The organism is Isoptericola sp. NPDC057391, assembly GCF_042668085.1.
Classification (GTDB): Bacteria; Actinomycetota; Actinomycetes; order Actinomycetales; family Cellulomonadaceae; genus Isoptericola.
The window spans coordinates 1-23224 of record NZ_JBHVBO010000026.1 but is presented as its reverse complement, the minus strand read 5'-3'; the positions used below and the strand labels follow the sequence as shown (position 1 = coordinate 23224).

The following is a 23224-nucleotide window of genomic DNA, read 5'->3' as shown; positions in this document are numbered from 1 at the left end:
CCGCTCTCAGAGCCCGCGCAGGAAGCCCGCGACGGCGCCGTCGTACGCCTCCCGGAGGCGGTCGCGCGCCGTGACGACCTGCTTGCGGTAGCGCTCGCCGTCGTCCACCACGTCGCGGGCCAGCTCGGTGAGCCGCGCGCCGAGGTCGGCCGCGTGCACGGGGACGCCCCAGTCGGGCTGCCCGACGTCCTCGAGGAAGTACCGCAGCTTGGGGTGCGAGACCAGCGAGAGGATCGGCGTGCCCAGGCCGAACGGGATCATCCCGGCGTGCCCGCGCATCCCGACGACGAGCGACGAGCGGGCGTACGTGGCGAGCGCCTCGTCCACCCCGACGCGGAACAGGCTGTCGACGGGGACGCGCGTGCCGTGCACGGCGTACAGGTCCTGCGCCACCCGCTCGTCGCCGACGGTGTGGGCGGCGATCCGCACCTGCGCGAACGCCTCCGCCTGGCGCACGAAGGCGTTCAGCTGCGCCAGCACGTCGCCGTACGCGTCCTTGAACCGCAGCGACGAGCGGTCGTAGGCGACGTTGAGGTGGACGACCGGCCACCGCTCGCCCGCGTCCTGCCCGCCGCCCGCGGCGAGCACCTTGGCGGCCGGGCCGTCGGCGAGCGTGCCGAGGAACGTCGTCGGGCAGGGCGTGAACACGACCTTCTCCGCGAGCTCGGCGGGCAGCAGCGCGCGCACCCGCTCGATGGAGCCGTGGTTGCGCAGCCCCACCATCCCGGCCCGTTCCACGGTGAGCCGGAGCGACTCCGCGAACCGGGTGCCGTGGATCTCCTGGCCGTCGAACAGGTTGTAGCCCACGGCCACGAGCGCGAGGGGCAGCGGCAGCGCCCGCAGGGCGTCGTCGGGCACGTTCCACTGCCAGCCGCTGTGCCCGTTCGGCATCGTGTCGGGCAGGAAGAGCCCGCCGCCGCCGACCAGGAGCGCGTCGGTCCCCCCGATCCGCTCGAGCGCGCGCTCGTCGACGACCTGGTGCACGTGGAGGCCCGTCCACGACCGCACCGGCCGCAGCGCGCCGACGCTCTCGCGCACGGCGACGGGCAGGAGCTCGTCGCCGAAGTTGCCCAGGCGGTCCACGTAGAACGCCGCGTGCGACAGGCGCAGCCCGTCGGGTCGCGTCGTCGCGTCGACCCGGGCGTCGGGTGCCCCCGCGTCGAGCCGCTCGAGCAGGGACCGCGACGGCACGTGCACGGGGTCGGCGCGCAGGGCCTCGACGGCGTACCGGCGCGCGCCGTCCAGGTCGCCGACCACCCACGCGGTGTCCGCCTGCAGGTGCCGCGCCTCGGCGACCGGCCCGTCGAAGGCCCCGACTGCCGCGACGGCCAGCGCCTCGTCGTAGCGGGAGCAGGCGCGCAGGTCGCGCGCCAGCCGCAGCGGGTCGTCGACGGCCCCGGTCTCCCCCGCCACGGCCAGCCGGACCGCGCAGGCCGCGGCGTACCGGCCCTCGCGGGACAGCTCCGTCGCCCGCCGGAGCAGCCCGCGCAGCGGGAGGTCCTCGGTCAGGAGCTCGGCCGCCAGCTCGGGCGGGACGTCACGCGTCACGCGCCGGTAGTGCGCCGCGAGCGCCGGGTCCACGTCCGCCTCGTCGGCGAGCGCCAGGTACCGGCACATGTGGGCCAGGTCGCTCGTCGCGTACCGGTGCCAGGCCTCCTCGAGCCTCGCGTAGCCGTGCTCGCCGCCGTGCCAGGGCTTGTAGCGGCCGGTGTAGTGCAGCACGCGGGCGTCCTCGGGCGCGGACATGCCGGGCCGCGACGCCCGCTTGACCCAGTTGTCGGTGCGGGGCAGCCGGTCGTAGTCGCCGTCGAGCACGGCGGTCAGCACGCCCTGGTCGTGCCGGTCCAGCTCGTAGTCGCCCCGCAGGCCGACCTCGTCGAGGCGGGCCACGAACGCGTCGCTCATGCACGCCCGCCCGAACGCCAGGAGGCCGCTGTTGAGCTTGCGCCCGTCCTCGGAGTCGAACAGCTGCGGCACGGCCGCGAGGTCGGAGGGCCGCTCGAACAGGTCGTCGATCGGCGCAACGACCACCATGTCCGTGTCGAGCGTGACGACCCGGTCGTACTCGCGCAGCCGGAAGGCGTCGAGGATGAAGTACGCCTTCGTGTACAGGTAGTTCGCCTCGTCGCCCTTGACGTACCGCTCGTACGGGCGCGGGTCGATGCGCACGAACCGCACCCCGGGGTGCAGGTTCTCCAGCCGGGCGACGTGCGCGGCCCGCAGGCCGTCGTGCAGGACGACGACGTCGGCTCCCGCCGCCGGGTTGGTCAGGTGCAGGCTCTTGAGGAGCGCCACGAACCCGGGGAAGTAGTCGTCGTCGACGAACGAGACGAAGGCGCGCCGGGAGGCTCCCGTGGTGGTGACGGTCATCGCAGGGAGATCCTTCCCGGGGCGGTGTCGACGGTGCGCCGGGCGACCCACTCCCGCTCCGCGTCGTAGTCGTGGGCGTCGGCGACGGGCAGGTGCATGGCGTCGGGCCGGCGCAGCGGGGCGCCCGTGTGGAAGTTGAAGCCGTACAGGTCGATCCGGGTGCTGACGTCCAGGTAGTCGAGCAGCAGCAGCGTGTTGAAGCCCGTGGTGGGCACGGGGCAGCGCTCGCGCGTCTCCGGGTCGAGCAGGGTGCGCCGCGGCCAGCGGACGGACTCGTCGCCGACCCACCGTTGCGCCCCCGGCCGCAGGTGCCGCGCCAGGCTGGCGGCCCAGGGCCGGGCCGCGCCGCCGAACACGAGGCGCCCGTCCACGGGCACGTCCCAGTTGAAGTCGTGCAGGTGGATCGTCGCGTGCACGTGGGTGCGCGTGCCGGTGTGGGCCGCGTCGAGGAGGAACGAGTTGAAGCGGACCACGACGTCGTGCGCGTCGATCTCGGGACCGAGCTCCAGGTCGAGCAGGTCGGCCGAGTTGGCCACCAGCGCCACGGACCGCCCCGCGAAGTACTCCCGCAGCCCGGCCGTGCTCATCGTCTGCACGTCGATCGGCGCTCCGGGCGTCGCGCCGTCCCGCGCGCCGTCCTCCTCCGCGCCGTCGGCCGCCGCGCCGTCGGCCGGGAGCCCGGGGCGCGCCGCGCCGAGCTCGGTGGCGGCGGTGTCGAGCACCTCCTGGAGGGGCGCCACGTCGCTCCCGGTGGTGAGGCCGCGGGCGAGGACGGCGCGCAGCGTCACGAGGAACGGGGTGTCGGCGTGGTCGTCGCCGACGTACGACCTGCGCAGCACCGGGACGGCCGCGGGGACCAGTGCGCCGGGCCCCGTCCGCAGCGCCTCCTCGACGGCGAACCAGTCGTCGGCGCCGGCCTCGGGTGCCGCGCCGTCCAGCGCGTCGAGCAGCCGGGGCAGCGTCCCGTCGGTCGGCCGGCGCCGCGACCGCTCGCGCCAGGCCCGCCCGCTGAGCTTGTCGGCGCGCCGGCGCGAGTCCCGGGCGACCTCGCGCGCCGCCGCCGAGCCGGGCCGCGCGTCCAGGAGCACCTCGGCCACGCGCTTGCCCACCTCGGGGTACTGCCACCGGGCCCGCTGCCCCACGACGAGCAGGGCGTCCCACGCGCCCGACGGCGCCGCGTGCCAGGCGCGCCGGCCCAGGCCGAGCGCGACGGCGTCGTCCGCCTCGAGGCGGTCGGCCGCGGCCTTCGCCTGGAGGTCGACGACGGCGCGCGTCAGCTGCACGTCCCCCCAGGCGGCGCTCGCCGAGACCTCCGCGGCCAGCGCGCCCAGGTCGCGCAGCAGCGCGGCGAAGGCGGCGTTCTGGGAGCGGGTGCGCGGCCCGCCGCGCAGGCGGTGCAGCGCCGCCTCGCGGATCTTCCTCTTCACCCGCGCGGGTGCGGCGCTCAGCGTCGCGCTCATCGATGCGTACCCCTGTCGTCGTCGGTGCTGCCGAGGGGGCAGCCCACCTATGAGACGACCTCGGGGACGGCGATGTCAGCCCGCGACCCGCTCCCGGGCGACAAATCCATGAACTGTTCAACGGGCAGACGACGAGTTCAGCGCGCGGCCACCGGGCGTTCCGCCGCCCGTCACCCCGCGCCGTGCTCAGGGTGGGCCCAGGGTGGGCTCAGAGAGGAGGTTCAGAGGGGCCGTGCGTCGCTCTCGAGCAGCACGGGCACGCCGTCGCGCACCGGGTACGCCAGGGGCCGCTCCGGGTCGGTCGAGCGCAGCTCGGGCTCGCCGTCCGGCCCGACCGCGTCGACCAGCTCCGCGCCCGTCACCGGGCAGCGCAGGATCGAGCGCACCCAGGGGTCGATCGAGCTGGTCATGCGTCCTCCGTCCGCACGAGCGACAGGACGTCGTCGCGCACCTTGATCATGATGTCCTCGTCGGCGGCCTCGACGTTGAGCCGCAGCAGCGGCTCCGTGTTCGACGCGCGCAGGTTGAACCACCACTGCGGGTGGCCGTCCCAGTGCGCCACGGTGAGACCGTCGAGCGCGTCCACGTCCGCGTCCGGGTAGGCCGCGGCGTACGCGTCGCGCACCCGCTCCGTCGCCGCGGCGGCGTCCGCCACGGTCGAGTTGAGCTCCCCCGACGCCACGTACGGCGAGTACATCTCCGCCAGCGCCGACAGGGGGTGCGGCTGCCCGCCGAGCGCGGCCAGCACGTGCAGCGCCGCGAGCATGCCCGTGTCCGCGAAGAAGAAGTCGCGGAAGTAGTAGTGCGCGCTGTGCTCGCCGCCGAACACGGCGTCGTGCTGCGCCATCTGCGCCTTGATGAACGAGTGGCCCACGCGGGTGCGTACCGTCGTCGCGCCCGCGGCCTGCAGCAGGTCGGGCACCGCGCGGGAGGTGATGAGGTTGTGGATCACCGTGGGCGTGCGGCCCGCCTCGAGCTCCTTGGCCACCTCGCGCAGGCCCACGAGCGCCGTCACCGCCGACGGGGAGACCGGGTCGCCGTGCTCGTCGACGACGAAGCAGCGGTCGGCGTCGCCGTCGAACGCGAGGCCGAGGTCGGCGTCGTGCTCGACGACGGCGGCGCGCAGGTCCTCGAGGTTCTTCGGGTCCAGCGGGTTGGCCTCGTGGTTCGGGAAGCTGCCGTCCAGCTCGAAGTACAGCGGCACGACGTCGAGCGGCAGCGGCGGCAGGCCCGCGGCCGTGCCGAGCACCGCGGGCACGGTGTGGCCGGCCATCCCGTTGCCGGCGTCCACGACGACCTTGAGCGGCCGGATCCCCGACACGTCGACCAGGCCGCGCAGGAACGCCGCGTAGTCGGCGAGGGTGTCGACGTCGCTGACCGTCCCGGGCGCCGCCGCGTCGTCGTCGGAGAGGTTGGCCGACGGGTCGTCGAGGAGGCGCTGCGCGAGCTCGCGCACCTCCGCGAGGCCGGTGTCCTGGCCGACGGGCCGCGCGCCGGCGCGGCACAGCTTGATGCCGTTGTAGACGGCGGGGTTGTGCGACGCCGTGAACATCGCGCCCGGGGCCTCCAGCGCCCCCGACGCGTGGTACAGCCCGTCCGTCGAGCACAGGCCGATCCGCACGACGTCGACGCCGGCCGCGGTGACGCCCGCGGTGAACGCGTCGACCAGCTCCGGCCCGGAGTCGCGCATGTCGTGCCCGACGACGACCCGCCCCGCGCCCTCCGGCGCCGCCACCACGCGGGCGAAGGCGGCGCCGATCGCGCGGCCCACGTCCGGCGAGAGCTGGTCGGGCACGGTGCCGCGCACGTCGTACGCCTTGATGATGCGGGCCAGGTCGATCGTCACGACCCACAGCGTACGTGCCCGCCGCGCCCCCGGGCGGGTGGTTCTGCGGGCGGACTTCCGCCCCGGGCGGCGCCGCGGGGGCGCGCGTGTGGAAGGGTGGTCCCGTGTCCGAGCTCTACCCGCTGGAGAACACCGTCCAGCACGCCGACTGGGGCTCGCGCACGCGGATCCAGGAGCTGCTGGGCGCCGAGCCCGACGGCACGCCGGCCGCCGAGCTCTGGCTGGGCGCCCACCCCAGCGCCCCGTCGCGGGTCGACGGCGACGGCTCCCTGCTGGAGCTCGTGCGCGCGGCGCCGGACGCGATGCTGGGCCGGCGGGTCGCGGACGAGTACGGGCCCCGGCTCCCCTACCTGCTGAAGGTGCTGGCGGCCGAGCGGGCCCTGTCGCTCCAGGTGCACCCGAAGCCGCACGCGGCGCGCGCCGGCTTCAACCGGGAGAACCGCGAGGGCCTCCTGCCCCCGGGCGACCCGGGCCGGTCGTTCCACGACGACCAGCACAAGCCCGAGATGGTCGTCGCGCTCACGGAGTTCGAGGGGCTGGCGGGCTTCCGGGCTCCGCGCGCCGTCCTCGACCTGCTCGACGGGCTCGCCGGCGACCTCGTGGGCGCCGTCCGCGACGTCCTGCGGGCCGACCGGTCCCCCGGTGGCGTGAAGGCCGCGTTCACCCGCGTCGTCGCCGCCCGTCGCGACCCGGGCGCACCGGCCGACGTCGCGACCACCGTCGCGTCGATCACCGCGCGCCTGGCCGCCGGCTCGCCGTCGTCGCGCGCCGACGCGACGGTGCTGCAGCTCGCCGAGCAGCACCCCGGCGACCCTGCCGCGCTCGCGTCGCTGCTGCTCAACCGCGTGACGCTCGACCCCGGACAGGGCCTCTTCCTGCCGGCGGGCGAGGTGCACGCGTACCTGTCCGGGCTCGGGGTCGAGATCATGGCGTCGTCGGACAACGTGCTGCGGGCGGGGCTCACCTCGAAGCTGGTCGACGAGGCCGCCCTCGTCGAGTGCGCGTCGTTCGTGCCGCGCCCGCCGCAGCCGCCGCGCACGCGGGCCGCGGGCGGGCGGGGCCAGGTCACCACGTATCGGGCCCCGGTGCGGGAGTTCGCGCTCACGGTGGCCGACGTCGACCCGGCCGAGGACGTCGACCTGCCCGCCGAGGGCCCGCGCATCGTGCTGTGCCTCTCCGGCGACCTCAAGCTCGCCGCGGAGGCCTGCCCCGCCCCGGCGACGCTGCACCGCGGCGGCTCCGTGTTCGTGCCGCACGACGCCGGGGAGCTGCGGCTGTCCGGGTCCGGGCACGCGGTGTGCGCCTGGGTCCCCTGAGCGTTCCCCGCGGGCGTCCGGGACGCGTCAGTCGGCCTCGCGCAGCACGCGCAGGTGGCCGCGACGGGCGGTCTCGGTGACCGACGACGGCTCGCCCGCGGGCTCCTGGCGCACCCGCCCGGCCTCGCGGACGGCCTCGGCCAGCGCGGACAGGTCGTCGGGCGACGGCGCCGGCTCCTCGAACGCGGGGGTGAGGCGCACGACCTCCCACCCGCGGGGCGCGGTCAGCCTCTCGGCATGGTCCGCGCACAGGTCGTAGCTGTGCGGCTCGGCGTGCTGCGCGAGCGGACCCAGCACGGCCGTGGAGTCCGCGTACACGTACGTGAGCGTCGCGACGGCGGCATGCGTGCATGCCGTGCGCGAGCACTGCCTCACCGATCTCACGCGGGGAGAATACGCCGCGGCCGGGCACGCGTGCGCGGGGCTCGCCGGTCGGTGCGGGTCGTGACCGCACCGTGATCCCGGCAGCGGCGGCGCGGTCGGCCCCGGCATAGGCTCGACGGGTGCAGCACGTCCCCCGCCCCGAGCACCGTCGCGAGCCCAGCCCCGAGCCCCGTCCCGAGTCCGGTCCGGCGCCGCACCCCGCTCCGGACGCCGCTCCCGACCCAGCCGCCGTCCCGCCGGTGCGCCGCCGCGACCGCCGCGGCCGCGGGGTGCGCGGACCGCTCCTGCCGCCGGGGATGCCGGCGTACCGCACCCGCGCGGAGCAGTTCGACGACCTGGTGCTCGACGTCGTCGAGCTGCTGCAGCGCCGCTGGGGCCCGCAGCTCGCCGGCACGGAGTTCGCCGTCGAGGACGTGCCGCCCTCCGAGCCCGCGCCGTGGGAGTCCGACGGCGTCCCGCTCGGGCGCTGCTTCCCGGCCGAGTCCGGCAAGCCGGCGCGCGTCGTCGTGTACCGCAGGCCGGTGGACTTCCGCGCCGCCGACGACACCGACCGCGCCGACCTGGTGCGCGACGTCGTCGTCGAGCAGGTGGCGCACCTGCTGGCCCGCGCCCCCGAGGAGATCGACCCCGGCTACGACTCCTGACCCGCCGTCAGCCGGCGTCGACGGCGCGCACCTCGACGGCGCCGGGGGTGGTCACCGCTGCGGACGGCGCGACGGCGGCCAGCAGCGTCGCGGGGGCGGCGGTGCCGTCGTCGGCGCGCAGCACGGCGGCCCACGTGACGGCCAGGTCGGCGGTGCCCCCGTCCGCACGGTCGACGCTCACCCCGGCGGGCACGGTGCCCTCGGCCACCACGTCCACGAGGGCGACGGGCGTCGTCACCCCGGCGGCGAGGTCGACGTCCTCGCTGCCGATCTCGGCCCCCGACGCGTCGTAGACCCGCACCGTGACGGGCACGGAACCCTCGGGGTCGGACTCGGGGTCACGGTCGGCCGGCGCCGCGGCGAGCGTGAGACCCGTCCGCACGCCCCCGGGGACGGCGAGCTGGCCCGCCGGCCCGGCGCCGTCGGACGCACGCACCGGCTGGGCCGCCGACCACGCCACGTCGTACGGGGTGCCGTCCACCACGGCGTCGTCGGGCTGCTGTCCCGGCTGGTCCGCCCGCGCGGCGCCCACCACCGGCACGTCCGCCTCGACGACCACGGTGTACGAGCCCGCAGGCAGCCCGCCGAGGGGCACGTCCGTCACGACGCCTGCGTCCAGCTCCACCTCGTCGGCGCCGCGCAGCACGACCGGCCCCGACGGCCCGTACACGGTGACCCGCGCCGTCCCGCCCTTCTCGCCGGGGGCCAGGAGCCGCAGCCGGGGGGCGTGCGGGTCGTCCACCGCCTCGCCCCGGCTGAGCACCGCGCCGACCGCGAGCGAATCCCGCGGCGACGCGCCTGCCGTCAGCAGGTCCACCCCCGCGGGCAGCAGGCCGTCGATGGTCTGGGTCTGCAGGCTCGCGTTGACCCGGGCCCCGGCCGCGCGGACGTGCACCGCGAGACGGTCCTGCTCCGGCGCCACGGACTCCAGCCGGGTCGTGACCTGCTCGTGCGGCGCGACCGTGAACGTCCCCTGGCCGCCGAGGGCCACCGGTCCGCCGGGGCCGTACACGTCCAGGGCCACCGTGGCGGGCTGCTCCGACGGGTTCTGCACCGTGAGCGTGGCGGTCGAGCCCACCTCCGTGCTGCCGCCCACGAGCCACTGCGACGTCGACGGGGCGGTGCAGGCGCCCGCCCCGAGCCCGCGCAGGTCGCCCTGGGTCGTCACCGACGCCATCGCGCCGGCCGCGCGGAACGGCGAGTCGGCCACCGGCGTCGCCCGCAGCACGCGGGTGGCGTCCACGCCGCCCTGCCAGGCGGCCGCGGCTTCGCCCGCGGTGAGCGCCACCGGGTCCTTCCCGCCGAGGGCGGTGGTGCGGGCGCCGTCCTCGGCGCCGCCCAGCACCAGCGCGCCGAGGCCGCTGGTCGTCGGCACCGGCGTGGCGTCGAACTGCTGGTCGCCGACGTCGGCCCCGTCCGGCAGCGCGACCGGCGTCGGGCAGACGAGCGTGGCGTCCGCGGGCTGCACCCCCACGGTCCGCGTCCCGGCCGCGACGGCCTGCTGCTCCGCGCCCGTCCACGACTGCGCCCACTGGTCGCCCAGCACGGCCACGGCCGCCAGCGCACCGACGGCCGCCACCCCGGTGACCGCCGCCGCCGTCGCGCGCACCCCGCGTCGCACCCGGGTCGTCCGCACCGTCGTGCCCGCCTTTCCAGTCCTCTGCCCCGGCGCCGTCATCGTCCCCGCCGCCGTCCGACCGGCAGCGCCAGCAGCGCGTGCACCAGGAGCACCAGGCCGGCCGCGGTGAGCCACGCGGTGCGGTGCGGCGCCTCGAACGACACCCGCACGTGGCCCGCCTCGGGGCCGACGGCGAACGCCTGCGTCCCCCCGGCGTCCACGGCCGGGAGCCGCCGCCCGTCGAGCGTCGCGTGCCAGCCGGTGTCCGCCGTCTCCGCGATCCGCAGCGTGCGGTCCTCGCCGCCGTGGGCGAGGCGCCCGCCGGCGCTCGTCCCGTCGGACGGCACCGTCCGCCCGGCGTCGCCCGGCGCGAAGAACGGGCTGGGAGCACCGTCGGTCGCGTCGCCCTTCAGCACGGTCGCCCAGCCCGGGGCGGGGCCGTCGGTCGTGACGCGCCAGACGAGCGTGCCCTCCTCGGTGACGCGCGCGAGGCCCGGCACGAGGTCGAGCGTGGTGGCGAGCTCGCCGTCGCCGCCGGCGGGGACCTGCACGGCGCCGATGCCGAGCGCCGCGAGCCGGTCGACGACGTCGGTCGAGCGCCCGGTCGCGACCTCGGCCACGACCTGGTCGAGCAGCGCGGTGTCGGTGCGCCCGGCACCGCCCAGCAGGCCGGCGGCGCGTGCCCGCACCACGGTCGAGGAGTCCTCGAGCCGGGTGCCGTCCGCGTGCAGGAGCGCGTAGTCGACCACCGCCGCGCCCGAGGCGTCGGCCTCGCCGCCCGGCTGCACCCGGTCCAGCTGCAGCACTCGCGCCGACCGGGGCGGCGCCTGCATCTGCGTGCCGACGGCGGGCACTATGCCGGTCTCGGCCGCCCGCAGGTCGCCGACCCCGCCGCCGCCGGTGGAGCCGAGGGCCCACGAGGCGAGCTGCGCCACCGGCAGCGCGAGGGCCACGACGGCCACGACGACGACCCCCGCGGTCGCGGCCCGCCGCGACCCCCGCGCCTCCCGGGCGACGGGCTCCGCCGTGGGCACCCGCCCGGTCGACGGCAGCGCGCAGATCGCGGCAGCGCCGAGCGCGAGCAGCAGGACGGACAGCCCGACGCCGGGCCAACCGGTCACGCTCGCGGCCGTGCCGTCGGCCGCGGACCCGCTCGCCACGGCCGTCGCGACGGCGAGCACCGCCGTCGTGAGCCCTGTCGCCCCGGCGAGCCACGCCAGGCGTACCCCGCGCACCGCGCGGGGGCGCACCAGCGCGACGGCGGCCAGCACCAGGACCGCGCCGCCCAGCAGGGCCGGGCCCACCACCGCGGCGCGGCCGAGCGCGCCGTCGGCCCCGAGCCAGGGCTCGAACCACGCGGTGTCCCCCGGCAGGCCGAGCAGCAGCTCCACGGCCGTCGGCGTGCCGGACGCGACCAGCGGGGCCCCGGGCTCCGCCACGAGCAGCCGCCACCCGCCGTCCGACCACGTGCCGAGCACCTCGCCCCAGAACGGCAGCGGCACCACCACTCCCGGCAGCAGCACCAGCAGCAGGGCGCGCCACGCGCGGCGCACCAGCAGCGCGGCCACCGCGATCAGCACCGCGGCCACCGGGAGCAGCACCGGGGCGGCGCACACCGCGACGGCGAGCAGCAGGCCGGCGGCACCGGCCGCGCCCAGGGAGCCGCGCCGGCGCCCCGGCACGAGCGCGACGTCGCGCGCGTGCACCCCCACGGTGCGGAGCACGGCGACGAGCAGCCACGGCAGCGTGAGGTGCACGACGACCGCCCCGAGCCGGCCCGAGCCGAGCGACGCGAGGAAGCCGGGCGCCGCGGCCCAGGCGAGCGCGGCCACCGTCCGCACCAGGACCGACCGCGTCAGGGCGCCGGCCGCGAACCAGCCGCCGAGGGCGGCCAGCGGCAGCGCGACGAGGACCAGGGCGTTCACCGCGGTCTGCAGGCTGCCCCCGGCCAGCACGGCGAGGGCGGTGAGCGGCATCAGCAGCGGGTCGCCGGGCGCGCGCACCCCGAGCCCGTCGCGCACCCAGCCGGACGTCGCCGCCTCCCACACGTCGCCCACGGTGCCGGGCGCCGGCAGCAGCCCGCCGCCCACGACGCGACCGCCGTCGGCGAGCACGCCCTGCCACGGCCCGAAGAGGGCGACGTCGAGCCCCACGACCGCGACCATCACGAGGGCCAGCACCGTGCGGCGCGTGCGCCCGAGCCGCCGCAGGTCGGCCCGTTCCAGCTCGCTCGGCGCCCACCGGGCACGCTGCGCCTCGGCGCGGGCCAGCCGCGCGTCCCGGCGTTCGCCGGCCACCTGCCGCCACGTGCCGAGCAGCGGCACCAGCACGCGGCGCGGCAGGCGACGGCTGCGGGCCGCGCGCCGCCGGGCGCGGTACAGCGGCACCAGGCGCAGGGCCGTCACGACGGCCGCGAGGAGCTCGTCGCGGGCGTGCGCGGGCCGCTTCAGCGCCAGCCGGTACATCGCCGCGAACGGCGCCCACAGGAGGGTGGCGAGCCAGACGAACGGCAGCAGGGGCAGCGGGGTGTCGACGAGGCGCAGGTAGAGCTGGCTGCGGCGGCGGGCGTAGCGGGACGCCTCGAGGTCGGGCCGCGCCGCCTCGCGCCCGCGCAGGCCGAGCAGCGAGGCCTGCGCGTGCTTCACGACGGCGTCGGGCACCACGACCACCCGGTGGCCGGCGAGCCGGGCCCGCCGGCACAGGTCCAGGCCGTCGCCGAACGGGCCGAGCTCGGGGTCCGTGCCTCCCAGCTCCGCCCACACGTGCGCCCGCACCAGGGCGCCCGCCAGCCCGACGGCGAGGACGTCCTCGCGCGCGTCGTGCTGCCCCTGGTCGATCTCGGTGTCGTCGATGCCGGTCATGCGGCGACCGAGCGGCGACACGGTGCTGCCCACCTCGATCAGCATGCTCGCGTCGGGGACGGGGGTACCGTCGGCGGCGACCGGCCAGCGGCGCTGCTTGCAGCCCGCGACCGCCACCGCGCTCGAGTGCTCGACGGCGCGCAGCAGGCGGGACAGGGTGTCGGGCTCGGGGGCGGAGTCGTCGTGCAGGATCCACAGCCAGCCGGTCTCCGGGACGCCGACGGCCTCCTGGGCGCGGTCCACCGCCTCGCCGAGGCTGCGGACCCCCGACGCCGTGACGAAGCGCGCGCCGCCGAGGCGCAGGTCGGGGTGCGCGGCGGACTCCGACGCGCCGACGTCGACCACCACGACCTCGTCGGCGGCCCGCTCCTGCCGCGCGAGCGCGTCGAGGGTGGCGTCGAGGAAGCGGGTGCGGCCACGGGTCACGACCACGGCCGTCACGGTGACGACCAGGGGGACGGCGCCGGTGCCGTCCAGCGTGCGGTCGCCGGCGGGCGCGACGGCGACGGTCGCGCCCGTGGGGGCGACCTCCCCGCCGGGGCGGGCTGGGATCGGGTGCGCAGCAGTCATCCTGCCCGCCATGATGCGACGGGCCCCGATCCGGTCGTGGGATATCCGTCCCGAGCGTGTCGGGCCGGATATCCCGTCGGATGTCGGATCAGACGGCGCGGCGCTTCAGCTTGCGACGCTCCCGCTCGGAGAGCCCGCCCCAGATACCGAAACGCTCGTCGTTCGCGAGTGCGTAGTCCAGGCACTCGGCCCGGACCTCGCAGGACGTGCAGACCTTCTTGGCCTCACGCGTGGACCCGCCCTTCTCCGGAAAGAAGGCCTCCGGGTCGGTCTGGGCGCACAGCGCCCGCTCCTGCCACCCCAGGAGCGTCTCGTCGTCGGTCGTAGCGTCGCCGAACAGCGGAAGCACGGGCGCCACGCGCTCGGGCTCACGGCCGACGTCTGACGGGAAGACCCCCCGGTCCCCATCGAGCAAGTTCCACATGGCGTGCCCCTCCATGCCGTTCTCTAGGGAAACTGCATACCTGGAATTACACGCGTGTCCTTCGAAGGCGTCAAGTCGAAATGTGCTAGTGATTGCGATCTCCACTGCCCATTCACATGCGTGGCGCCGGTGCCGGCCTGGGCACTCGTAGGCTGACCTGCGTGAATCCGCTCCCCGCCGCCGGCCGCACCCCCACGACGATCTCTCAGACGATGGATCTCGTCCTGTCGGACCCGGGCCGCCCCCGCCTCACCTGGTACGGCGACGCGGGCGAGCGCGTCGAGCTCTCCGGCGCCGTGCTGCAGAACTGGGTGAGCAAGACCGTGAACCTGCTCGTGGAGGAGTTCGACGCCGCACCCGGCACGGTCGTGACGCTCGACCTGCCGGCGCACTGGCGCGGCGTGCTCTGGGCGCTGGCCGCCTGGCGCTGCGGCGCCACCGTGGAGCTCGCGGGCGACACGCCCGCACCGGGCGGGGACGTCGTCGTCACCTCGCGGCCCGCCGCCTGGGCCGACGTGCTGTCCGGCCCGGGCGCCGCCGACCTCGTGGCCGTCGCGCTGCCCGCCCTCGCGCGGTCCTTCGACGGCGACCTCCCGCCCGGGGCCGTCGACGCCGCCGGCGCCGTGATGACCTACGGCGACGTCATCGGGTGGGCCCCCGAGACCGACCCGGCCGCCGTCGCGCTGGACGGCCCGGGCGGCACGGTCGCGTTCGCCGACCTGGTGCCCGCCGACGGCACGCCGGGAGCCCGCGTGCTCGTCGACGGTGCGCGCCCGCTGGGCGTCCTCCTGCGCGAGCTGCTCGCCGTCTGGGCCGCCGACGGCTCCGTGGTGCTCGCCTCCGCCGCCACCGCGGCCGAGCTCGCCGCCGACCCGGCCCGCCTCGACCGCCTGCGCGAGACCGAGCGCATCACGGCCTGACGAGAACCTGTTGTGGGCGCTCGTTGGGCGTTGTTCCCCGTGGGGATGGCGCCAATCGGGCGCCCACCACGCTTCCTCGGGGCTCAGGAGGCGGCGCGGCCCCAGGCGACGAGCCCGGTGCCGGTGCGCGGGAACGCGCGCTGCGCGACGCGGAAGGGCCAGGTCGCGGCGGCCACGAGGGAGCCCTGCGCGGCCGTCGACGGTTGGAACAGCCGCCCACTGCGGGCGGTGCGGTCCGCCGTGCTGCCCTCCTCGCGCAGGCCGGGCCGCCGACGCGCGAGCTGGTTGCGCGCCGCCTCCAGCGCGTACCCGAGCGGGACGCCGTACAGGCGCAGGCCGACGTCGGCCAGGCCGGCGTCGCGCAGCAGCGCCACGAGCGCGGCCGGGTCGTAGCGGCGGAAGTGGCCGACGGCCTCGTCCATCGGGCCGTACCGGCGCTGCCAGGCCGGCGTGGACAGCAGCAGCGTGCCCCCGGGCCGCAGCCGCGCGGCCCACTCGCGCAGCGCGGCGGCGTCGTCCTCGATGTGCTCGATCACCTCGAACGCGCACACGAGGTCGAAGCGCTCGGCGGCGGGCAGGGAGTCGAGCGGGCCGTGCACGACCGTGCCCGGCACCCCCGCCTCGACGAGACGCTGCTCGGCGGTGCGCGCGCTGTCCGCGTCGAGCTCGACCCCCGTGTACGCGGCCGCGCGGGCGGCGAGCCGGACGCCGACGGCGCCCTGGCCGCAGCCCACCTCGAGCACGCGGCCGGCGGCCCCCGGCAGCAGCGGTTCGACGACGTCCCACCGCAGGCTGCCGTACAGCGTGAGCGGGGGCAGGGCGGCGGGGTTCGGCACGGGCGTTCCTTCGTCCTCGACGGCTCGGGCGGCGGCTTCCAGCGGCTTCACACGGCTGCACGGTCGGCCAGGGCCAGCCTGCCAGCAGGTCGGCCGTGGCGGCACCACGCCCCGCCGGGCGGGCCGCGCCTCCCCCGGGCGCCTACCGGGGCCGGGCGAGCGCCCCGAGCCCGGCGAGGGCGAGGTCCGCGAGCGTCACCAGCACGCGGCTGACCAGCACGAGCAGCAGCACCGCGGCGTGCGGCAGCGCCCCGGCCAGCACCGCGAGCAGCACCAGCTCGCGGGCGCCGGCGCCGGCGGGCACGACGACGACGAGGAAGCCGACCACCCACGCCAGCGCGTAGCCGCCGACGGCGAGCGCGACTCCGCGCGCGTCGGCGGGCATCCCGAGGCCGACGGCCAGCACCCACACCTGCGCGCCGGCGAGCAGCCACCCGGCGACGGACCACAGCGTGGCGGCGACGAGCCCGCGCCACCCGAGCGGGCGGTCCAGCGGGGGCCGGCGCGCGACGCGCAGCGCCCACGCGACAAGACGGTTCAGCACCGGCGGGAGCAGCACGACGGCGACGGCGGGCAGCGCCCACAGCACGGGGCCGGCGGCGCCAAGCGCGCCGGTCGCGACGAACGGCAGCGCCACCAGCCCGACGACCGCACCGGAGACGACTCCGACGAGCGTCGCGACCGCCGTCGTCGTCACCGAGGTGCGGCGCGCGATGCCGTGGTCGACGCCGAGCTCGGCGGCCGCGACCACGTTCCACACCCCGCCCGGCACGTACTTGCCGAGCTGGCTCAGCCCGAACACCCGCAGCGCGACCCGCAGCCCGGTCGGGGCACCGAGGTCGGCGAGCACGACGCGCCACGACACGAAGGTGCACAGCACGAACGCGACGGACAGCACGAGGGCGACGGCGAGCCGCTGCCAGGAGAGCTCGGCCGCCGCGCGGGCGAGGCCGTCCCCCGCGGACACGACGGCGTACACCGCGAGCCCGAGCGCGAGGAGGAGGAAGCCCCAGCGCACCCACGGGGACCGCAGCACCGCGAGCACGCGGGCGAGCCGCCCGGACGGCGCGCCGGCCGCGCCCGCCTGGCCGCCCGTCGTGTCGCCCGGCACGTCGCCCGTCACGGCCGGACCCCGCGCGCCGCGAGCAGCCGGACCAGCGGACGGGCGACGACGTCGGGCCGGGCGAGGTCGCGCCCCGCCGCCGCGCGGCCACGGGCGGCGGCGAGGGTCGCCGGGTCGCGCAGGGCGAGCAGCCGGTCCGCGAGCGCCGCCGGGTCGGCGGGCGGGACGAGTTCCAGGTGCTGCCCCAGCAGCCGCCGCTGCGGCTCCGTGCCGGAGGTGACCACCACGCAGCCGGCCGCGAGACCCTGGAACACCTTGTTCGGCACCACGCGCAGCCCCTTGGGCGTGGTGGAGAAGATCCCGAGGCAGACGTCGTGGGCGGCGACGACGGCGGGCAGGCCGGCCGGCTCCACCCAGTCGCGCCAGGTGACGCCTGGCACGCCACGCAGACGGTCCCGCACGGACGGCAGGTCCTGGCCGGACCCGGCGAGCGTGACCTCCAGCCCCCGCCCGCCGCGCGCGGCCCCCTCGGCCGCCCGCGGCAGCGCGACGGCCAGCGCCTCAGCGAGCACGTCGGTGCCCTGCAGCGGGGTGAACAGGCCGAAGAACACGACGCGCAGGGGCCGGGCGTCGTCCGGCGCGCCACCGTGGTCGGGCGCGGCGTCGAACCACGCCTGCGGCGCGCCGACCGGGACGACGAGCCCGCGGGCGGCCCGCGAGGGCACGAGCTCGCCGAGCATCGTCAGGTGCTCGGGGGTGTCCAGCAGCACGACGTCGGCGCACGACGTGGCCACGCGGTCGAGGCCGCGCAGCAGGCTGACGCGCACCCCGCGCGTGCCGCGGTCCGTGGCGGTGTCCCCCGCGAAGACGAGGTGGTCGAGCAGCACGGGCGTGCGGCCGAACAGCAGGCGGGCGAGCACGACGTCGAAGTGGCCGAGGTAGCCCACGAGCACCGCGTCCGGGCGGCCGTGCGCCCGCCGGTGGCGCACGACGTCGCCCACGAGCAGCGCCCAGCACCGCAGCAGCCGCACCAGCAGGGCCGGCAGGCGCCACGGCTGGCGCAGCATCCGCACCCGCTCGGCGGTACTCAGGCCGAGCGGCCGGTCGAGCTCGCGGACCGTGTAGCCGTGGGCGCGCAGCCCGGCGACGAGCACGCCGACGCGCGGGTGCCGGGTGGCGTCGTACGTGCCGAACGCGACGATCACGCGTGCGCGTCCTCGTCGTCGCGGGCCTCGTCCCGAGCGTCGGCAGCCTCGGCGGCGTCGAGGACGCCGCCGTGCGGCCGCGCGCCGTACTGGAGCTCCTTGATCCGCTCCAGGGTCTCCTCCGCCAGCGTGCGGTTGGTGCGCAGCAGGTCGGCGATGACGAGCAGCGCGAGGCACAGCAGCGCGCCGACCAGCATCGCGCCGGCGAAGACGAGCGACTGCACGTGGCCGCCGGCGTCACCCTGGGCGAGGAAGACGAGGAACCGCACGGCGGGCACGGCCGCCGCGACGAAGAACACGGCGAAGAGCGTGAGGAACACGAGGTGCGGGCGGAACATGATCCACGACCGCACGATGGCGCGGCCGGACCGGCCCATGTGCTGCCAGATGTTGGTGAACAGCCGGGACTCGCGCGTCTTCGCGTTGGTGGTGATGGGCAAGCTGGCGATCCGCAGGCGCTTGTTCCCCGCCTGGATGATCGTCTCCATGGTGTAGCTGAACTGGGTCACGACGTTGAGCCGCAGCAGCGCCGCCCGCGAGTACGCCCGGAAGCCGCTCGCGGCGTCGGGCAGCGACGTCCCGGCGGCCGCGCTGACGACGCGGCTGCCGAACCGCTGCATCCGCTTCTTGAACGGGGAGAAGTGCTCGATCGTCGCGGTCTGGCGGTCCGCGACGACGATGTCCGCCTCCCCCGCGACGATCGGAGCGACGAGGTCGCCGATGCGCTCCGACGGGTACTGGTTGTCGCCGTCGGTGTTGACCACGACGTCGGCCCCGTGGGCGAGCGCGTAGTCGACGCCGTCGCGGAACGACCGCGCGAGCCCCCGCGTGCTGGTGTGCCGCACGACGTGCCGCACGCCGAGGCGGCGCGCGACCTCCGCCGTGCCGTCCGTCGAGCCGTCGTCGATCACGAGGACCTCGACGCTGTCGAACCCCTCGACCTCGCGCGGGATCGTCGCGAGCACGAGCGGGAGCGTCCCGGCCTCGTCGAGGCACGGGATCTGGACGAAGAGCTTCATCGCGCATCCTTCGGGGCGCCGGGGGCCGCCGGGAGCCTGGTGCCGGGGGCCGGGTCGATCGACGACGCGGCGAGTCTACGGGGCCACAGGAGCCCGGCGGCCAGACCCGCGAGCAGCACCGCGGCCGCGACCGCCAGCAGGGCGACGAGGGCCGGCTCGGGCAGCGGGCTCCAGGCCAGCCACCGGTCCACGGCGTCCCCGAACGCCTCGCCGGGCCCCCGGTAGAAGGCGTCGAACGCCCACAGCAGGCCGCCGACGGCGGCGGCGAGCGCGAGCGTCACGACGACGGGCACGCCCCGCGCGAGGCGCCTGTCGGAGCGGCGCGCGAGCTGCCAGGCGGCGATCGCCACCGCCGTCGCGAGCGCGACCACGCCGCCGAAGACGTACCGGCCCTGGATCGCGACGAGCCGGTCGGTCTCGGCGTGGAAGTCCCACGCGTTGTACGCGACGCCCGCCGCGAGCGCGGCGGGGGTGAGCAGCACCACGACGGCCGTGCGGCGCGCGCCGGGCAGGACGAGCGCCACGAGGCCGGCCGCCATCAGCGCCACCGTGCCCCAGACGACCCACGCGCCGGCGACGTGCACCTCGAGCCACGACAGGTTCCCGAAGAACGACTGCGCGAGCCGGCCGGCGATGATCGACGGGACGTCGGCGTCGGGCACGGTCGCGAGGATGCTCAGCTCGCGGGGCCGGCCGACCGGCTGCACGGCGCCGAGGGTGACCACGTTGCGCACCCACCACCACCCGCCGACGGCGAGGGTCACACCGCCGGCGACGGCGAGGCGGCCGAGCCGGCCGGGCCAGCGGCGGCCGCGCGCGAGCGCGTACGCCGCGACGACCATGGGCACCGCGAACGCGAGCATCACCTTGGTGAGCATCCCCAGGCCGAGGACGACGCCGATCGCCACGGCGACGCGCCAGCGCAGGTCGCCCGTGACCACGCGCACCGCGAGGTAGGTGGCGGCGGCGCACGCGAGGACGACGAGGGCGTCGTTGTTCACCGCCCCCATGACGTGCCCGAGCTGCGGCAGGAGGAGGGGGAACGCCCCGGCGACGAGCCCCGCGGACGGCGACCCGGTGGCGCGCCGCGCCGACTCGGCGGCGAGCGGCACGACGAGCGCGAGCAGCAGCGCGTCCAGCAGGCGGAGCGCGAGCGTGACCTGGTCCCAGCGCGCGTCCGTCAGGCCCGTGACGTGCAGCATGCCCGCGCCCAGCGCGTAGTAGGCAGGCGGGTGCTGGGTCATCTGGTCCACCTCGGTGCCCGACGACGCGTCGCCGAGGGCGTTGCCGGCGTCGAGGCGGGTGCGGTCCTCGCGCGGCACGGGCACCACGTCGACGAACTGGCGCGCGTCCTCGCGGTGCTGCCACCGGCCGGGCAGGTCGGCCGGGTAGGCGGCCTCGTCGACCGCGGCGGTGATCGCCGGGGAGAAGTAGGCGTCCCCGGGGGGCGGCCAGCCGCCGCCGTACGCGATCCGGAGCACGCTGTTGACGTGGTTCTGCTCGTCGGGCGAGCGGAACATCGGCGTGACCGCGGCCCACACCACCGTCCACGCCGCCACGGCGAGCGTGAGCGCGGCGACGGCGCGCCGGTAGCGCCGCCCGGCGGGGGGCCGCGTGGTGCCCGTGCGGGGATCAGGGGTGCCGGTCGCCGCGGGAGCCGGGCGCGCGTGCGGCGTCGTGTCCGTCACGACCACAAGTCTCCCCCACGATCCCGGTCGGCGACGGGCCGCGGACCAGGGCCGACGTTCGACCCACACATTTCCTCTACCGTCCCGGTCCTCGGGCACCGCAGCGGCGTAACACCGACCCTCTATGCTCGCTTCCCGTGACCCGCACCACCCCACGCCACGTCGCCTCGCGCCCCGGCACGACCACGGGGCCCTCGCACGCCCGCGCGCTGCGCCGTCACACGGTCGCGCGCACCCTGGGGATGGGGCTGACCGCGGTCCTGGCGTTCGTCGCCGTCGGGGGCGCGACAGCGGCGGTGAAGCTGACCGGGAACATCACGGCCGTCGACTCCGACAAGCTGCTCGGCGAGGACCGGCCCGAGGAGATCGTGCCGGAGGACCCGAACGCGGAGAAGCCGCTGAACATCGTGCTCATGGGCTCCGACAGCCGCGGCGGCGACAACGCCGACATCGTGGGCGACGGCACCCAGGGCGCCCGCTCGGACACGACGATGATCATGCACATCTCGTCCGACCGGTCCCGCGTGGAGATGCTGTCCATCCCTCGCGACACCACCGTCGACATCCCGTCGTGCCCGACCTCCTCCGGCGGGCAGACCGCACCGATCTCCGGCTCGAAGTTCAACGGGGCCTTCGCCCAGGGCGTCATGACGGGCGGCGACGTCGAGTCGGGCGCCCTGTGCACGATGCAGACGATCGAGGAGATCACCGACGTCCGCATGAACGGCTTCGTCGTCGTGGACTTCGCCGGTTTCGAGAAGATGGTCGACGCGCTCGGTGGCGTCGAGCTGTGCATCCCCGAGGACATCGACGCGCCCAAGGCCGACCACCTGGTGCTGTCGGCCGGCGTGCAGGAGCTCGACGGCGACACCGCGCTCAAGTACGCCCGCGCGCGCACGGGCAAGGGGCTGGGCGACGGGTCGGACCTCGGCCGCATCGGGCGCCAGCAGGAGCTGCTGGCCGCCGTCGCACGCCAGGTGCTCAGCGCCGGCACGCTCGCCGACCCGACCAAGTCGCTGAGGTTCCTCGGCGCCGTGACCGGCTCCATGACGATGAGCAGCAACTTCGCCTCCATCCAGGGACTCGCCGGGCTCGCGTACAGCGCGCGCAACGTCCGCCCTGACACCATCGCGTTCATGACCGCGCCGTACGAGTACGACCCGAACAACGCGGCGAACGTCCTGCTCAGCGACGAGGCGGACGAGGTGTGGGAGAACCTCAAGCACGACCGCCCGCTGAGCGACGCGATCGAGACCGAGTCCGAGTCCGACGGCGGCGAGGACGGCGCGACGAAGGACGGCGCCAAGGACGACGCCGGCACCGGCACGCAGGACGCCGAGGCCACCGGCGACGTCGACGCCACCCCGGTGGCCGACGACGAGCCGGGCACGCAGGACGACGAGGCCGCCGAGGACGGTTCCGGCGAGGGCGAGCAGAGCCCCGAGCCGAAGCGGACCCGCGACGCCGGCGAGGAGGCGTTCACGGGCGCCGACGTGACGTCGGTGTGCGGATGAGCGCGGGAGAACCATGAGCAACGACGACCAGCGCATCCCGCCGAGCTTCACGCCGTCCGGCGGCCGGTCCGACCGGCCCAGCGGCTCCGGCGACGCCATCCCCGTGGGCGGCGGCTCCCGCCCGTCCGCCCCGCCGACGGGCGGCCGCGTGGGCCGGCGCGACGACGCCGCCCCCGTCGAGCCGCGCGTGCGGCGGCAGTCGTCGCGCGAGATCCCCACGACGCCGCCCGAGCGGCGCGGCAGCGCCCAGCAGAAGCCCCGGTCGTACGCGCCGCGCGGCTCCTCGGCGTCGGCCCCCGCCTCCCGCGCGCCCCAGTCGCGCGCCCCTCAGGCCCGGCAGGGCTCCGGCACGCGCGTGATGCCCGCGTCGGCGCCGGGCCAGGCGCGGCGCACGCCCCCGCCCGGGCGGGGCGGCGGCGCCGCCGCGGCCACCGCCGGGGGCGGCGGGTTCCGCGTGCGCAAGGGGCGCGTCGCCGGCCTCGTCCTCGTGCTGCTCCTGGTGCTCCTCCTGGCGTGGCCGATCGGCCTGGTCGTCTGGGCGAACGGCAAGCTCCAGCACGTCGACGCCCTGTCCGACGCCGACGGCACCCCCGGCACCACGTACCTGCTCGCCGGTTCCGACGCGCGCGGCACGGGCACCGTGCCGGAGGACGGGACCGAGGGCGCCCGCACGGACACGATCATGGTGCTGCAGAAGCCGCGCAGCGGGCCCGCCTCCCTCATCTCGATCCCCCGCGACACGTACGTGGAGATCCCGGGCCACGACCCGAACAAGGTCAACGCCGCGTACTCCTTCGGCGGCGCCCCGCTGCTCGTCGAGACGGTCGAGCAGCTCACCGGCCTCAAGGTCGACCACTACGTCGAGGTCGGGTTCGGCAGCGTCGAGGAGATCGTCGACGCCGTGGGTGGCGTCGAGCTCTGCTACGACCGCGACGTCGACGACCCGAAGAGCGGCCTGACGTGGGAGGCCGGCTGCCACGTGGCCGACGGCGCGACCGCGCTCGCGTTCTCGCGCATGCGCTACTCGGACCCGAAGGGCGACATCGGCCGGGCCGAGCGGCAGCAGCAGGTCATCGCCGCCGTCGCCGAGAAGGTCGTCAAGCCGAGCGTGCTGCTGAACCCCGTCAACCAGGTGCAGCTCGTCAACGCCGGCACCGACGCGCTCACCGTGGACGAGAAGACCGGCATCGTCGACCTCGGCCGCCTCGGCCTGGCCTTCAAGGCGGCCACGGGCCCGGAGGGCGTCACGGGCACCCCGCCGATCGAGGACCCGGGGTTCACCCCGCGTCCCGACGTCGGGTCGGCTGTGCTGCTCGACGAGGACACGCTGGACCAGTTCTGGGCCGACGTCCGCGACGGCGAGCTGAAGCCCGGCAGCACCGTCGGGGGCATGCCCGGCTGACGCCGAGGTAGTTCGAAACCCCGCGAGGTAGTTCGAAACCCCGCGAGGTAGTGGTCCGGACCACTACCTCACGGGGTTTCGAAC

At 76.6% G+C, this 23224-nt stretch carries 18 protein-coding genes; 5 read left to right on the top strand and 13 right to left on the bottom strand.

Annotation, left to right across the window (positions count from 1 at the left end):
* Nucleotides 1–6: 6 nt before the first annotated feature.
* The 4 genes from ACFUVW_RS06090 to ACFUVW_RS06075 all read right to left on the bottom strand — a co-directional run bounded on the left by ACFUVW_RS06090 (nt 7) and on the right by ACFUVW_RS06075 (nt 5676).
* The gene (locus tag ACFUVW_RS06090; RefSeq protein ID WP_430570453.1) at nt 7–2370 is read right to left on the bottom strand and encodes a polysaccharide pyruvyl transferase family protein; all 2364 of its coding nucleotides are present in this window, start codon (nt 2368–2370) and stop codon (nt 7–9) included.
* The gene (locus ACFUVW_RS06085; protein ID WP_430570452.1) at nt 2367–3830 is read right to left on the bottom strand and encodes a glycosyltransferase family 29 protein; all 1464 of its coding nucleotides are present in this window, start codon (nt 3828–3830) and stop codon (nt 2367–2369) included. Before ACFUVW_RS06085 ends, ACFUVW_RS06090 begins: the two co-directional genes overlap by 4 nt.
* A gap of 221 nt (nt 3831–4051) precedes the next feature.
* A complete protein-coding gene (locus ACFUVW_RS06080; protein ID WP_429764604.1) occupies nt 4052–4240 on the bottom strand; it encodes a Trm112 family protein in 189 nt (62 codons plus the stop codon).
* Entirely contained in the window at nt 4237–5676 is a 1440-nt protein-coding gene (locus tag ACFUVW_RS06075) for a phosphomannomutase/phosphoglucomutase (protein WP_430570451.1), read from the bottom strand. Before ACFUVW_RS06075 ends, ACFUVW_RS06080 begins: the two co-directional genes overlap by 4 nt.
* A gap of 104 nt (nt 5677–5780) precedes the next feature.
* On the opposite strand from ACFUVW_RS06075, the gene manA reads away from it, so the two are divergent.
* The gene (gene manA / locus ACFUVW_RS06070; protein WP_430570450.1) at nt 5781–6992 is read left to right on the top strand and encodes a mannose-6-phosphate isomerase, class I; all 1212 of its coding nucleotides are present in this window, start codon (nt 5781–5783) and stop codon (nt 6990–6992) included.
* A 27-nt stretch (nt 6993–7019) separates the two neighbouring features.
* Here the strand turns inward: manA and ACFUVW_RS06065 are convergent, their stop codons facing one another.
* Nucleotides 7020–7376, bottom strand: coding sequence for a DUF3499 domain-containing protein (locus ACFUVW_RS06065; RefSeq protein WP_429733498.1), 357 nt, complete (start codon nt 7374–7376; stop codon nt 7020–7022).
* 119 nt (nt 7377–7495) lie between these two features.
* On the opposite strand from ACFUVW_RS06065, the gene ACFUVW_RS06060 reads away from it, so the two are divergent.
* Entirely contained in the window at nt 7496–8020 is a 525-nt protein-coding gene (locus ACFUVW_RS06060; RefSeq protein WP_430570449.1) for a metallopeptidase family protein, read from the top strand.
* Nucleotides 8021–8027: 7 nt separating this feature from the next.
* Here the strand turns inward: ACFUVW_RS06060 and ACFUVW_RS06055 are convergent, their stop codons facing one another.
* The 3 genes from ACFUVW_RS06055 to ACFUVW_RS06045 all read right to left on the bottom strand — a co-directional run bounded on the left by ACFUVW_RS06055 (nt 8028) and on the right by ACFUVW_RS06045 (nt 13493).
* Nucleotides 8028–9656, bottom strand: a complete 1629-nt coding sequence (locus ACFUVW_RS06055; RefSeq protein WP_430570448.1) for a DUF5719 family protein — start codon at nt 9654–9656, stop codon at nt 8028–8030.
* A 38-nt stretch (nt 9657–9694) separates the two neighbouring features.
* A complete protein-coding gene (locus ACFUVW_RS06050) occupies nt 9695–13069 on the bottom strand; it encodes a glycosyltransferase (RefSeq protein WP_430570447.1) in 3375 nt (1124 codons plus the stop codon).
* Between the two features lie 88 nt (nt 13070–13157).
* Nucleotides 13158–13493, bottom strand: coding sequence for a WhiB family transcriptional regulator (locus ACFUVW_RS06045; RefSeq protein WP_429733639.1), 336 nt, complete (start codon nt 13491–13493; stop codon nt 13158–13160).
* Between the two features lie 161 nt (nt 13494–13654).
* On the opposite strand from ACFUVW_RS06045, the gene ACFUVW_RS06040 reads away from it, so the two are divergent.
* Nucleotides 13655–14413, top strand: coding sequence for a TIGR03089 family protein (locus ACFUVW_RS06040; RefSeq protein WP_430570446.1), 759 nt, complete (start codon nt 13655–13657; stop codon nt 14411–14413).
* A gap of 83 nt (nt 14414–14496) precedes the next feature.
* On the opposite strand, the gene ACFUVW_RS06035 is transcribed toward ACFUVW_RS06040, so the two are convergent.
* From ACFUVW_RS06035 to ACFUVW_RS06015, 5 genes are all read right to left on the bottom strand, one after another.
* Nucleotides 14497–15249 carry a class I SAM-dependent methyltransferase gene (locus tag ACFUVW_RS06035; RefSeq protein WP_430570445.1) on the bottom strand — a complete coding sequence of 251 codons (753 nt, stop codon included), beginning with the start codon at nt 15247–15249 and terminating at the stop codon, nt 14497–14499.
* Between the two features lie 142 nt (nt 15250–15391).
* Nucleotides 15392–16372: a lysylphosphatidylglycerol synthase domain-containing protein gene (locus ACFUVW_RS06030; protein ID WP_430570444.1), complete on the bottom strand. Its 981-nt coding sequence runs from the start codon at nt 16370–16372 to the stop codon at nt 15392–15394.
* Nucleotides 16369–17517, bottom strand: a complete 1149-nt coding sequence (locus ACFUVW_RS06025; protein WP_430570443.1) for a glycosyltransferase — start codon at nt 17515–17517, stop codon at nt 16369–16371. The genes ACFUVW_RS06030 and ACFUVW_RS06025 overlap by 4 nt, the downstream gene beginning before the upstream one ends.
* Nucleotides 17514–18536, bottom strand: coding sequence for a glycosyltransferase family 2 protein (locus ACFUVW_RS06020; protein ID WP_430570442.1), 1023 nt, complete (start codon nt 18534–18536; stop codon nt 17514–17516). The genes ACFUVW_RS06025 and ACFUVW_RS06020 overlap by 4 nt, the downstream gene beginning before the upstream one ends.
* Complete coding sequence (locus tag ACFUVW_RS06015) at nt 18533–20224, bottom strand: DUF2142 domain-containing protein (RefSeq protein ID WP_430570441.1); 1692 nt, start codon at nt 20222–20224, stop codon at nt 18533–18535. Before ACFUVW_RS06015 ends, ACFUVW_RS06020 begins: the two co-directional genes overlap by 4 nt.
* A gap of 137 nt (nt 20225–20361) precedes the next feature.
* On the opposite strand from ACFUVW_RS06015, the gene ACFUVW_RS06010 reads away from it, so the two are divergent.
* Both ACFUVW_RS06010 and ACFUVW_RS06005 read left to right on the top strand, forming a co-directional pair.
* Nucleotides 20362–21738: an LCP family protein gene (locus tag ACFUVW_RS06010; RefSeq protein WP_430570440.1), complete on the top strand. Its 1377-nt coding sequence runs from the start codon at nt 20362–20364 to the stop codon at nt 21736–21738.
* A gap of 13 nt (nt 21739–21751) precedes the next feature.
* Nucleotides 21752–23140 (top strand): LCP family protein, encoded by a 1389-nt coding sequence (locus ACFUVW_RS06005; protein WP_430570439.1) that lies wholly within the window; start codon nt 21752–21754, stop codon nt 23138–23140.
* Nucleotides 23141–23224 lie beyond the last annotated feature (84 nt).